Annotated in this window: 7 protein-coding genes, 1 tRNA gene and 8 pseudogenes; 8 read left to right on the forward strand and 8 right to left on the reverse strand. The window is 38.3% G+C overall.

All coding sequences use genetic code 11. From position 1 onward, the window contains the following. The first annotated feature begins 55 nt into the window (after positions 1 to 55). The 7 genes and pseudogenes from H710_RS05435 (at position 56) to H710_RS05455 (ending at position 9,027) form a co-directional block, all read left to right on the forward strand. Positions 56 to 140, forward strand: a tRNA-Leu gene (locus H710_RS05435). 501 nt (positions 141 to 641) lie between these two features. Continuing rightward, positions 642 to 1,104: pseudogene (locus H710_RS06495) on the forward strand (DUF1561 family protein). A 99-nt stretch (positions 1,105 to 1,203) separates the two neighbouring features. Then, on the forward strand, positions 1,204 to 1,296 hold the full coding sequence (locus tag H710_RS06500) for a hypothetical protein (RefSeq protein ID WP_348519597.1): 93 nt from the start codon (positions 1,204 to 1,206) through the stop codon (positions 1,294 to 1,296). A 22-nt stretch (positions 1,297 to 1,318) separates the two neighbouring features. Further along, a pseudogene (locus tag H710_RS06560) lies at positions 1,319 to 2,177 on the forward strand (DUF1561 family protein); the annotation flags it as partial. A gap of 468 nt (positions 2,178 to 2,645) precedes the next feature. Next, positions 2,646 to 4,567, forward strand: a pseudogene (locus tag H710_RS05445) (DUF1561 family protein). A gap of 420 nt (positions 4,568 to 4,987) precedes the next feature. After that, positions 4,988 to 6,937 carry a DUF1561 family protein gene (locus tag H710_RS05450; protein ID WP_041849807.1) on the forward strand — a complete coding sequence of 650 codons (1,950 nt, stop codon included), beginning with the start codon at positions 4,988 to 4,990 and terminating at the stop codon, positions 6,935 to 6,937. A gap of 152 nt (positions 6,938 to 7,089) precedes the next feature. Continuing rightward, the gene (locus H710_RS05455; protein WP_041849808.1) at positions 7,090 to 9,027 is read left to right on the forward strand and encodes a DUF1561 family protein; all 1,938 of its coding nucleotides are present in this window, start codon (positions 7,090 to 7,092) and stop codon (positions 9,025 to 9,027) included. Between the two features lie 409 nt (positions 9,028 to 9,436). Here the strand turns inward: H710_RS05455 and H710_RS06270 are convergent, their stop codons facing one another. From H710_RS06270 to H710_RS06475, 8 genes and pseudogenes are all read right to left on the reverse strand, one after another. After that, positions 9,437 to 9,604: a hypothetical protein gene (locus H710_RS06270; RefSeq protein WP_196295856.1), complete on the reverse strand. Its 168-nt coding sequence runs from the start codon at positions 9,602 to 9,604 to the stop codon at positions 9,437 to 9,439. Positions 9,605 to 9,681: 77 nt separating this feature from the next. Beyond that, positions 9,682 to 10,342: pseudogene (locus H710_RS06135) on the reverse strand (lysozyme). Between the two features lie 170 nt (positions 10,343 to 10,512). Beyond that, positions 10,513 to 11,699: pseudogene (locus H710_RS06425) on the reverse strand (late control protein); the annotation flags it as partial. Then, positions 11,696 to 11,888: pseudogene (locus tag H710_RS05475) on the reverse strand (tail protein X). The pseudogenes H710_RS05475 and H710_RS06425, both read right to left, overlap by 4 nt. 25 nt (positions 11,889 to 11,913) lie before the next feature. Beyond that, a pseudogene (locus tag H710_RS06145) lies at positions 11,914 to 12,224 on the reverse strand (phage tail protein); the annotation flags it as partial. Between the two features lie 168 nt (positions 12,225 to 12,392). Then, the gene (locus H710_RS05985) at positions 12,393 to 12,641 is read right to left on the reverse strand and encodes a hypothetical protein (RefSeq protein ID WP_155367630.1); all 249 of its coding nucleotides are present in this window, start codon (positions 12,639 to 12,641) and stop codon (positions 12,393 to 12,395) included. 27 nt (positions 12,642 to 12,668) lie between these two features. After that, a complete protein-coding gene (locus H710_RS05990) occupies positions 12,669 to 12,893 on the reverse strand; it encodes a hypothetical protein (RefSeq protein ID WP_052472912.1) in 225 nt (74 codons plus the stop codon). Then, positions 12,890 to 13,024, reverse strand: a complete 135-nt coding sequence (locus H710_RS06475) for a hypothetical protein (protein ID WP_280508843.1) — start codon at positions 13,022 to 13,024, stop codon at positions 12,890 to 12,892. Before H710_RS06475 ends, H710_RS05990 begins: the two co-directional genes overlap by 4 nt. A 297-nt stretch (positions 13,025 to 13,321) precedes the next feature. On the opposite strand from H710_RS06475, the pseudogene H710_RS06430 reads away from it, so the two are divergent. Beyond that, positions 13,322 to 13,426, forward strand: a pseudogene (locus H710_RS06430) (lambda exonuclease family protein); the annotation flags it as partial.

Below are 13,426 nucleotides of genomic sequence, written 5' to 3' on the forward strand. Positions count from 1 at the left end.
TGAACTTTTATAATTCGATTGACAGGTTTGTATCACCAGCTTAGATAAACTTTATGCCCAGGTGGCGAAATTGGTAGACGCGCAGGTTTCAGGTATCTGTGCTGCGAGGCGTGGAGGTTCGAGTCCTCTTCTGGGCACCAAATTTTCCAATGTTTAAATACATTGATTTGATTGATCTTTTTTTAAGTGAGGGAATAGAATTTTCTAATTCACCTCTGCAAACCTCATCAAAATTGACCTCTAAAAGTAGAATGCAAAGCAAAATTAACTCTTTTACCAAATAAATCTGGGTAAACGCTCTTCACGCTCAATCCCTATTTCATTGCCACTAATTTTAAAATCAAAAGCCACTCTTGCTTGGTAGATATATCCCGAACATAATGGCCATTGTAAAAGAAAGACAACGGCCTACTTTTTACAAAACGGCATTGTTTCTTTAAGCTCTACGGAGTTTTTAAAATTCAACGTTCAGGCACATCCATAATAAATGGAAAATGACGCGAATTAAGCATTAATAATTTATTGTTTTATCCATAGCACCATAAGTTTTGTTTTTCGAGACAACACAGTATGAAACAAAGTGTGATTTTCTGACTCATCCATAAACAATCACAGAGGGGAGAAAATCAAAAGGAAATATAATGAAATTAAGGCTGTTGCTATTCTTCTTGAGCTTGCTCTTGATTCTTCATACTTCTTTTTCTGCTCTTATTCCTCCAAAACCTGAGCTTATCCTGCAACGACCTCTTGATAAACCTTATGAAAAAGTTATTAGCATTACACTCCATACAAAAGAAAAATATTGCTATGTTCCAGTCTTTACAGAAGGAGAAGGCTATATATGTCGATGACTATAATTCTTTTATCGTTAAACCAGCTCGCTATGATCTATTTCAAAGAGTTGCTTGGAATGTGAATGATACATGGTTGTGCATGACTGCTCCCAACTCAGTGACAGGCCTTGATGGGAAAGCAACATCTGAATGGGGGTATCTCTTATTAAGACCCTGTGTGATCAATAATCCAAATCAACAATGGGTCCTTATATTGTATGATGATTACACAATCCTTATCAGAGGATTGAATAAGGTGGAACTATTGTAATGATAAAGCTTATGAAAAAAATGATCCTTTTTACTGGGATCTTTCTCTGTTAGAGGAGCGTGAAGGTTTCATTCTGAGCTATAAAGCAATCCGTTAAGAATCGCTCGATATGGACACCATTGGGGTGTTCCTTATACAGCTATTAAGCCGATTTACATTAAAACAGACACAAGAACACTCCCCAATATCTAATTTTGTTCTTGATAATTTCGTTAACCAATGGAATCGCTACGTCAATGGGAATTTAGGGAAGATACTTGCTTATTGCCCTACTCTTGGAAAAAAGACAATGTTAAAACACGAGTAAAACGATCCCTACCTAACGATTTTAAACTTACCGATGAATGGATACAAAGATTATGGCAAATTGCTAGAAGATTCTTTAAAAAGAGAGCTGCATCAAGATGGAACAGGTTATTTATTTAATACAGCTCCTGGTGTGGATCCATTTACTTCATTTCGCCAGAGATTTCCTCATCTGGCAGCAAGACTCGAAATGACAATTTTTTATCTTGATGCACCTTGGCATGAAGGAGAGGATCATTTCACACGAACGAGTAGGATAACTTGCGCAGCTGCATTAATGTTGTTACCCCAATATGAGTGGAGGCCCTCAAATTTTGTAAGAACGCACAGCAAAATGAGAAGTGAGATTCAAAATTTGTTGCGTGCTCCTATTGGAACAATTTGGTATGCCGCAATTGTTAGATCGGATAGTAGTGGTACAGGCATCATTGGTCACGCACAACCTATTTTAAGTACAAACCAAGGATCAAGGATTAGTCCTAATCCCTACAAACGCACCTGGTATTGATTTGGACGAATTAAGAGAAGCTCTTATCGTAACAACAAATCTAGATGTATTGATTTCTGAGTTTTCAGTTAACGGCACTCGAGAACTTTATTCATTCATAGCTTATCAAATGGCTCTGATAGATGAAATTCCATTAAGTCTTTATATATCTCAAAACAATTGCACTGGAGAAGGAGATCATAGAAGAGGCAATGGACAATTTCCAAGAAGCTCTCTCCTTAATCAGTGTCTAGGCAATGGCAGGTGTGCCATTCAATAAAAATTAACAAATGAAAGAATTTGATAAGGAAAGGTAAGAAATCAAGCTAGATAAATTTTTTCAAAAAGACGAATGTTACTAAATTTTATTAATGGACAATGGCGTAGCCTTTTAAGTTTTTGCAAGCCATTGCTTCAAATGTGTGAAGATCGTATAGCGCGTATTATAAAACGCTCAAAATCAAAAACCAAAAAATATAATCAGTATCATCCGTCCCATTAAGCGAGACATCATCTTCATACTTCGGTATATTTAATCACTGTTAGCAAAAGCTATTTTTCTTCTGTCTCCTCTGATTTTGAATGAATGTTAATATTCAAATACGCCGTGTATGATGAAGACAAATAACATAAATAAAACATAAAAAAATTATTTCATTTAGAATATCGTAAAATCTTATCCTCAGAAAGAAGAGTGTAAAATGTGGTTTTTCAACTAACTCATCAAAAAAATGGGGAGAAAGTCAAAGTGAAATGGAAGATCCTTTTATTCTTCTTTAGTTTATTACTAACTGCTCACACGTCTTTAGGAGCTCCTGTTCCGGGAGTGATTCAAACTCCTCCTAACCATCCTCAGGATAAAGCTATCCACGTTAAGATCCATACAGGAAAAGAGTATTGCTATGCTCCAGTTTTTACAAAAGGAGAAAGCTATATCTACATTGATAATTGTAACTCTTCTAGCGTTAAAAAAGCGCGCTACGACCTATTTCAAAGAGTAGCTTGGGAAGTAAATGATACCTGGTTGTGTATGACCGCCCCTAGCTCAATCACAGGTATTGACGGAAACTCCACAACTGACTGGGATTATCTTTTATTAAGACCTTGTGTTCTCAATGATCCTAATCAACGTTGGGTCATTGAAAACCGTATCTTGTATACAGCCGATAAAAAATTTCGTGTTAAAGACTATAAGTGGTATGCTTATATTTCAAAGGATAAAAGCGCTTATTATGACCACACTTTAACCCCTCAAATGGATTCCTGGATCAAAAGGATTGTTACTCCCGTTAATCTCAGTTTCAGAACATCTATAGCGTGGCTATTTATCAATATATACCCTCCCGTTTTCCATCTCTACTATCTTCAAAATAACTCATCCTCACTCTCTGAAATGCCTCTTTATTATAACCCAGAAAATGGCCATATCGCGCAATATTACTCTAACAGTGGGTACCTTTATTGTATGGCTTCCAAACAATCTCTCTTACAAAATTGGAATTGGGTAGAATGGACATATTGTACAGATGAAATTCCTAAAAAGAAGGATTCTGCCTTCTGGGATCTTTCTCAGTTAGATGGGCGTGACGGTTTTATTCTGGATTCTAATAGTAATGCGTTAAGAATCACCCAACATGGTCCCAATTGGGGTGTCCCTTATACAACTAAGCCTGATTACCTTGAAAAAGACACAACAAATTCTCCAAAATCTAAATTTATGCTTTCTCCTGGTATTGAACAATGGAATCTCTACGTTAATGGGAATTTAGGAAAAACACTCACTGATTGCCCTGCTCCTGGAAACAAGGAGAATGTTGCTCAACCTTCCAAGACACGCGTACAACGACATTTACCTCCTGATTTTACTCTCACTCCGGAGCGGATACACAGACTATGGCAGATTGCTACAAGTACTGTCGCTGGGCGTCAAGAAGAAGTTGGCTATTGTGGAGCCTGCACGTTGCATACTGCACAAATGCTCGCTGAATTGCTAGAATACCATCAAAGACCCCCCTTAGAGATGGCGGTTACTTCTTTAATACGCAAGCAGGTGCGGATCCATTTCTCTCATTTCGTCAAAGATATCCTGGTCTTACAGCAAGACTTGAAACAACACAAGTTTATGCTACAGTACCTTTGTTTGCAGAGGAGAGTAGGCATGAACGAGCGCATAGAGCAGCCCATCTAATGATATCGATGTTTTTACCCGACTATTTATGGATATCTTCAGCTACTGCAAGCACGCAGCAAGATATGCTAAGAACACTTCGAGATCTAGTAAACCTTGCTCCTGGAACTATTGGGTTTCTTTTAATTTCCAGAGCTAATGCAGCTGGTACAGACCGAATTGCTCATGTTCAACCTTTTGTGATGACACACCAAGGATTCGTATTAATAATTACAAATACACTTGGCATATCTTTTGAACGATACAGAACTCTTCTCAGTCCAACCACAAACTCAGCAAGATTGTTGTATTATCTCTCAGTTGAGGGACGTCGAAACATTTATGCAATTACAACTTTTCAAATGGTTGGATTCAATGCACCGCCTTTGAGTGTTTCTATGTCTCAAAGAAACTGTACTGGAGAAGGAGAGCGTAGAAGAGGTAGTGGAGAATTTCCAAATACTACAACCATTAATCAATGTGGTAGTGGCAGATGTATGTGAATCATATTGAAGATTAAAAGTTATTGAAAAATGAAAGAGTTTTATAAAGAAATGGCACGAGATCAAGCGAGATAAGTTTTTTTCAAAAAGACGAATGTTACTAAACTCTTTCAATGGACAATGGCATAGCCTTTTAAACCTTTGGGAGCCATTTTTAAAATGTGTGAAGATCGGTCAAGTGCATTCATAAGACGCTTAAAATCAAAAATCATAAAATATTATCAATACCATCCGTCTCATTAAGCGGAACATCATCTTCATACCTTGAAGTACTGATCCTCTCTGGAAAAAGCTCTTTATTTTCTGTCTCCATAAATAAAACATAAAAATATTATCTTATTCAAAGTTGGGTATCAAGCGCGATTTTTTAACGAACTCATCAACAGAAAAGCGGGAAGGATGTCACACAGGAAATAAAAAATGCAATTGAAGTTGCTATTTTTCTTCTTTAGCTTATTATTGACTATTCAAGTTTCTTTTTCTGCACCTATTCGTCCAGAACAGCACAAAGTTGAGACTGGGAGTGACAGATTTATTCGTGTTACTACAACCCGTACAACAGGCCAGTATTGTTATGCCCCAATCTTTACAAAAGGAGATGGCTATATCTATCTCAATGACTGTAATTCTTCTACCGTTAAACCGGCTCGTTATGACGTGTTTAGAAGAATCACTTGGAAAATAAATGGTGTCTGGTTGTGCATGACAGCCCCTAGTTCAGTTACAGGTATTGGTGGAAAATCTACAGCTAAGTGGGATTATCTTTTACTAAGACCTTGTGTGATCAATGATGTCAATCAACAATGGATTATTGAAAATAATGTCATTTATACAGCCGATAAAAAATTTCGTGTTAAAGACTATGGCTGGTATGCTTATATTACAAAAGACAAAACAGCTTATTATGATCATACTTTAATCCCTGCAATGACTTCTTGGATAAACAGGGTCGCTATGCCCGGTAATATGAGTTTCAGGACCTTTATAAGGTGGATATATGTAACTCACAGCCCTCTTGCTTTTTGGAGCTATTATCTTCAAAATAACTCATCTTCAGTATCTAAAGTTCCGCTGCCTCTTTATTATAATCCAGAAAATGGTCATTTCGCGCAATATTACCCTAAAGATGGATCCTTCTATTGTATGAATTCCACACAATCTCCCTCTCAAAAGTGGAATTGGGTAGAATGGATACCTTGCACGGACAAAGTTACTTTCGGTAAGACCTCTTCCTCCTGGGATATTTATCAGTTAAACGGAAATGAAGGTCTCATTCTGGATCAGAATAAAAATCCGCTCAGAGTCACTCGATACGGTACCCATTGGGGTGTGCCTTATACAGCTACACCTCATTACATTATGACAGAAACAAAAGAATCCCCAACATCTAATTTTACTCTTGATCCATTCACTGCGCGATGGAATCGCTATGTTAATGGCAATTTAGGGGAGACACTTGATTATTGCCCTGCTCCTGGAAAAAAGGGTACTGCACATACCTCTCATATACGAACGAAACGATCTTTACCGACTGATTTTAAACTCACCGAGGCATGGATAAAAAGATTATGGGAGATCGCCGTAAGTACGAGTTACCATGGTAGGGATAATATTGCTTTTTGTGGAACCTGCCTATTACAAACTCTGCAAATGCTTGCCGAATTGCAAGAAGATTATTCAACAAGAAGCGAGCCCCGTCCAGATGGAACAGGTTACTTCTTTAATACGCAGTATTTAATGAATCCATTTTTCTCATTTCGTGAAAGATTTCCTGTGCTGACAGCAAGGCTTGAAAGTACAACGGCTTATTATAATTTGCCTTATCATCCAGGAGAAGATTTTATTACGCGGACCGTGAGAATAGCGCGTTCAGGAGCATTAATGTTGTTACCTAGATATGATTGGAGACCTTATTCATCATTAGCGAGAAACAGAAGCGATATGGAAAGAATCATTCGAACAATGTTGCGTTCTCCTGTTGGAACAGTTTGGTTTTCTAGCATTATTATGTCAAGCCAGACAGGCATCACTGCTCATGCCCAACCTATTCTCAGAGTAGAGGGAGGGCTAATAGTAGTCCCCACAAACGTAGCTAATATGACTCAGGCACAATTCACAACTGCTGTTACCGCCACAGATGATGTACAAACAATTCTCAATCATCTTTCATTCGGTGGAACTCGAGAACTTTATGCACTCATGACTTATCAAATGGCTCAGCTAGATGAACTTCCTTTGAGCACTTACATATCTGAAAACAATTGTACGGGAGAAGGAGAGCATAGAAGAGGCAATGGACGCAATCCTCTTGTTTCTTTCATTAATCAGTGTGGAAGTGGAAGTTCCGTTGGCAGATGTGCAATTCAATGAAAGCTCTTGAAAACAAACAATATGGATAAAACAAAAAAATTATCCTATCCAAAATCTGGTGAAACTCTATCCTTCATAACAAGGATATAAAGAGCGATTTTCTGACTAACTGGTTAGTAGCAGTATGAGAAAAATGCAAAAGGAAACAAAAAATGAAATTGAAGACGTTTTTATTTTTCTGTAGTTTACTATTGACTATTCAAACTTCTTTGGCAGCTCCTCTCCCTCTTCAAATCATACAAACACCCCCTCAAACTCCTGGTGACAGAGCTATTCGTATTAAAGTCCATACAGGGAAAGAATATTGCTATACTCCAACATTTGTGGAAGGTGAAGGTTACGTTTACATCGGGGATTGCAATTATGCTAAATTGGCCAGGTACGACCTCTTTCAACGAATAGCCTGGAAGGTTGATAATGTTTGGCTATGTATGACAGCTCCTAATTCAGTTACAGGTATTGAGGGAAAATCTACAGCTAATTGGGATTATATTGTATTAAGACCTTGTGTAATCAATGATCCAAACCAACAATGGGTCATTAAAAAAAATACCTCTAACAAAGATGCCTTTTATACAGCCAAGGGAAATTTTCGTATTAAAGACACGAAATGGTATACTTATATTTCAAAAAACCCTCATGATTACTACGATCATACCTTAATTCCCACAATGAATCGGTGGGAACACATTGTTGCTACTCCTGTGAATATTAATCTCAAAATGTCTATAGGCTGGAATTTTGCAAGTGGCCCTAGCTTCTCTAGATATTACATCACAGACGATGGATCTAAATCAGACGTTTTTGATCTTTACTATAATCCTGAAAATGGCCACATTGCCAGATATTTTTCTTCCACAGGAGCAATGTCTTGTATGTTTTCCCAACAATCTTCTTCAGAAAATTGGGATTGGGTCAAATGGGCATTGTGTAAAGATAAAGATACTGTCACTCCTCAACGAGATATTTTTTCCTGGGACATTGTTTTTTATGCTAGGCGTGAAGGGACACTCACAGATTATCAAGGTAATTTTTTAAGAGTTACCCAACACGGCCCCAATTGGGGTACTCCTTACACAGCTAAGCCGAGTTATCTGGAAAAAGATACAACTAATTCTCCAAAATCTAATTTTATTTTTCCTCATGACATGGAGCGATGGAATCGCTATGTCAATGGGAATTTAGGAGATACACTTGCTCATTGCCCTGCTCCTGGAAAAAAGGAGAATATTGCTAAAACACGAGTAAAACGATCTTTACCCCCTGATTTTACCTTTACTGATGCGTGGATAAACAGACTATGGCAAATTGCTATCAGCAGTACTCCTGCAGGCTTAGAAGGAATCGGCATTTGTGGCCCCTGTATGGTGCAGACTCTGCAAATGCTTGTTGAGTTACAAGAACGTTATCAAAGAGAACCCTTGCAAGACGGAAACGGTTATTTCTTTAATACGCAAGCAGGTGTGGATCTATTTCCCTCACTTCGTGCTAGATTTCCTGAACTTACACAAAGACTTGACACTATACGTTTTAATCATGATATCCCCTATCATGTAGGGGAAGATTTTATGACACGAATGAGTAGATTAGGTCGTGCAGTAGCATTAACGATGTTGCCTCAATATGAGTGGAGGCCTTTGACTCTTGCAAGAAATCAAGAAGAAATGCTAAGCAGGATTAGAGATATATTGTATGCTCCTGTTGGAACACTTTGGTTTTCTGTAGCTATCAGACAAGGTGAACGAGGCCTCTTCCTTGGTCATGCCCAGCCTATTATAAGAACAGGGAACGGAGTCATAGTATTACCTACAAACACATATGGCACAACTTTTGAACAATTTAGCAGGTATTTTACCCCTATAACAGACCCCAATATAGTGCTTCATGAACTTTCGCAAAGCAGTAGCTCTAGAATTCAAACTCAGTCAATCGCATTTTTTCAAATGGCTCATCTCAATGAGATTCCTTTAAGTCTTTACGTGTCTCAAAGAAACTGCACTGGAGAAGGAGACGATAGAAGAGGCAATAAAGAGTTTCCAAGAAGCTCTCTCATTAATCAGTGTGGAAGTGGCAGATGTGCAATCCAATGAAAATTAAAAATTGTTAAAAAAATGAAAGAGTTCGGTAAGGGAAATAGAGTGTTTCAACTGAGCTCTTTCATTATAGCCTGTTAAGTCTTTGCAAGCCATAACTTCAAATGTGTGAAGATCGTGTCAAGTGCATTCATAAGGCGCTCAAGATCAAGAATAAACAAAAATATGATCAGCACTATCCACCTCGTTAAGCGAGACATCATTTTCATACCCTGGTAAGTACTGATCATATCTTGCAAAAGCTTTTTCTCTGCTTCTGTCAGCTCTACATTTTTGTTACTTTATTTTCTAGCTATGTTGCTAACCACAGATATTTTTACCTTGCTTATTATGTTTTAAAAAATCTCTCACCAAATTTGGACTCATCATATCTAAATCTTAGTGTTCTACATAAATTGATAACCAATCAAATCAATACAAAACGCTCGTTCATTATGTTGCGCAACCATTGAGAAAGATCAGCACGTACATCAGTATCAATTTTCCTGTTGATCCCATTTTCTACCTCAAGCCATGTTACCGCCATCTTTAATGCATGCTCCATTTGCTTTTGCTGTTCAGTCTTCTTGCCCAAGACAAAAGGCTTTCACTAAGGCCATAAAAAAGCAGCCAAAGCTGCTAATACGAGCAGGAAATATTCTTTCAACCAGGTCATAAGCGTTTTTCCTGAAACCGTTTTGCAATGAAGACACCCTATACAGGCTGCCAAAACCATAATCGAAGCTAAAGCCCATTGCACAGGGCCTTGTCCCGTAAAAAGCCCTGTTAAACCTGATAAGGATCCAATGATAGGTGCAAAAACTTCTGTTTTCAAAGAATGATGTGGCTCTTTTATTTCTACTTTTTGATAATTTGAAGAAACATAAGCCCCTTTGACCCATAGCCCAGCTTCCGCTGCCCGACGATTAGCAAGCCATTACAAACGTTTACCACCTGCCCTAATCCATTTTTGCAATTCAGCTGGGACGGCTTCATAATCGCTTTTGTTCATCTTTTTCAAAAATGTAGAATTGCAAAAAGCTTCTGTCCCTACATTATAGCAAAACGACACAAGAGTAGCGAATTTCTCATCAGTTAAAGGAACAGTAACAGCCTGCTCAACAGTGCTCTCAAATTGTTTCAAATCTCATTTCAAAATGGTTTCTGTTTGGTTTTCAGTGATCTTCATACCCTCTTGTACAATGGGTTCTCCTGCTTGTGCTGTATGGCCATAGCCTATTGTCCAGACACCAATAACATCTTGATAAGCATACAAGCGCAATCCTTCCCATTGCTTAATGAGTGCAAATCCTTCTTTGGATATTTTCCGCATACATCTCTCCTCATAAAAAAAGCCCATCCCTTTATGGAAAGGCATTATTCATTTCCATTTTTGAAAATAGCTAATTTATAGTGTTTTTATTCCCAACGTCGCACATATTGTCCTTTTTAAGGTAAGGCTTTACACATCGCTTTGAGCAATATCTGTGATGTTTTCACAGTGTCTTCTTGCTCTTCTTCAAACAGCTCGCAATCAATGCTCATCGTATAACCACCACTGCACGAAAAACTATGCTTTATACTTTTGATGCACCATATGGCTGGAATATAAAGCCGGAAAAGTGGCGCTTGAATAAACTGAGCTTCTGATTGAATAAACGGATCTCCTCCCATATCACACGTAAAAAATAACCGCCCGCGCATGGATTGATTCCGATACGCAACAATTGTAGCAACAACTTCTGAATGATTATGATAAGTATATTTCAACGCATGAAAAGGTAGGCTACCAACTTTGACCTCTTTTTATCACCACTACGTAAATTATGATAGATCGCTATAACACCCCCTTTTCTTTCCTTGCTTATTTTTTCAGGAACATCCTTCACCGGCCTACTTTCTGCTCTCTTGGGTGGAAGCGCAACGCTTTCCATCCATATGGATAAAATCATGGCCTTCATCATTCACTGTTGATACTTGTACTTCTGCAGCGGCTTTTTGATCTTCACCAACCTCTGTTTCTAGACTATTCGCTGCACCGGCTTTATTTCGTGCACTATACTCAAAACACCAAGAGGTACACATCTTCTCATGAATAATTACTCCTGGGAAGAGTTCACCGGTTATGGCTTTACCATAACCTCGTTTTGCAAGAACAAGGTGACCATCTATAGGTTTTGCTACAGCATCATAATCTCCAGCAAGACGAGCAGCAAGCGCCATATCGCTTTCAACAATCTGATCAATATGCTGCACTATAATTTGCGCAATAGTGGGATCAAATTATGGTGTGTAGCCATTACGTTCTGCTATCTCTTGAAGAATCTTCCCTAATGTTTGCTGATGGTAAGATTGGCTTTGAGGTGTTCTGTAGGAACTATTCATAAACGCTGTACGACACGTGATGCTCAAGCTTTGTGGCGGACTGCTTACACATATCTCATCAATGAAATATTCCCCATATCATGCACTTTGCTACCCTCATAGCCAAGAGTGACAGAAAAAACTGCTCCAATTAAAGGAATATCAAGAAAACCATTGTCACTTTCACGAGCACGATCATCAAGTTCTATGGTGATACGATCGCTTTTGTCTTCTGCTTCATCAGTGATTTTAATTGACGTCACATAGTCCATTAAAGGATAAGTGATATCTTCACCTTCTGAGAAAATTCTGTAAAAAGGCTTCACTTTTTACTTTTCCAAAGTCTGATAACTGGTGTGGCTTTAGGATAAAGCAAAGCAGACAAGAAAATAGTGATCCCCACTTTTAAGATCACCCCATAATCTGCAAGACCATAGTTTGCTGCATAAACACGCTCAACTGTAAGTGCTTGCTGGCCCTTTGGATTAATATTTCCAGCAAAGTGCATCAACCATGTCACCATCTTTTATGATATAAACATCACCTATAGCTTACTCCATCTTCACCGTATTCCCTCAATTGCAGGATAAATTCCTGCTTTCGTGGAAGACCGTTATGGTAAAAAAAGCTCTACTTCTCATCAATGGAAAGAATGATAAATCTCCCCACAAAACCTGTCCTTGCCCCATCACAAGCGTATGTGCACCTTCGTGAGCCATTTGCCGTAAATATTCTAGTTGCCCATAGCCACTTTTAAAATCTGGATAAATCACACCTGTCAGAGAAAACTCTGCGTTCGCAACCGCAGGTAATTGAAGAGCTGCTTTTCTCCCAAGCCGTCCTTGTTCAACTCATGAAACATCAAAAGATAAAGTCCCCTAAAGCCAATACCATAGTGCTTAATCCGAAAGACTTGAAGCAATAGCTATACGTTGCTGCCGAGCATAATGTTTAAATTGGTGATTTTTATTGAGGCATCAATTTCAGAAGGCTTGTTTATCACAATCGGTTTAGGAACCTTAAAAGCTTCTACCTTTATATTTGCAGCCTCCAATATGCTGCGTTTCTACTGTACCTGTCTGAACACCCCGTACTCGTTGTTCAGGAGGAATATTGGAAACAACAGTTGCGTTCACAAATCTTTTTGCTCGCGCATTTGTTTCATCTGTAAAATTTTTAATAACCTCTATAGACGTTTTGTTTATATTGACGTTGAAATCTAGCTTTTTTACAAAATCAGGCATCCACTCCGTAAGTTTCTGAACCATATTATGAAGCCATTCTGTCATAGCTAACTACCTGCTTCTTATGCCATCCCAAAAGCTTTCAATGAAATGAGCGCCTGCTTTTACTAAATTGATCCCATACAGCCATTCAACTAAATTATCGATTTTTTGCGCAACACACTCCCACAATCCACTTATAGAAACTGTAATTTTGTTCCAATGTTTGTGAAGCATATATCCAACAGCAATCAGTGCCATCATACCAGCTAGAATCCAGCCTATAGGGGTTGTCATGATTGTATAGCCAAGCGTAACAAATGCAGCCCAACCATGGTCAATGATGCAATTAAATGACCAAATATGAAAGCTCTAAGAGCCATAATGCCAACCTTAAAGAGACTGATTTTACCAATAAGTGGTTCCATCCGCTGAAACTAACCTTTCAATTGTTCAGTGATGTCTGTAAAGCTCTGTCTCAAATCAGAAGAAGGATTTTGCAGATCTTTCATGATTTATCTTAATTTTTTGCATCCATTCCGTAATGATTATTTGAATTAGCTCGCGGTTTTCATCAATCAATAAAGAAAAAGCATTAATCATATCATTGATAACCGGCATAAAACGTGCACCAAATAAAATGGATAACCCCTCCTATTTTTTCTTAAAGGCCCCAAGCTTATCACTTAAATCAGCTGCGTATTGGGTAAAATCGGCACCTATTTAAAATGGCTAGAGCCAGTCCTGACGGACTGATTGGGAAAGATGGATTAATCGAGATTAAATGCCTGCACTCAACAACACATCTACGCTTTTCCCTGAATGGCGAT

Source organism: Bartonella bacilliformis Ver097, from assembly GCF_000709795.1.
Lineage (GTDB): Bacteria > Pseudomonadota > Alphaproteobacteria > Rhizobiales > Rhizobiaceae > Bartonella > Bartonella bacilliformis_A.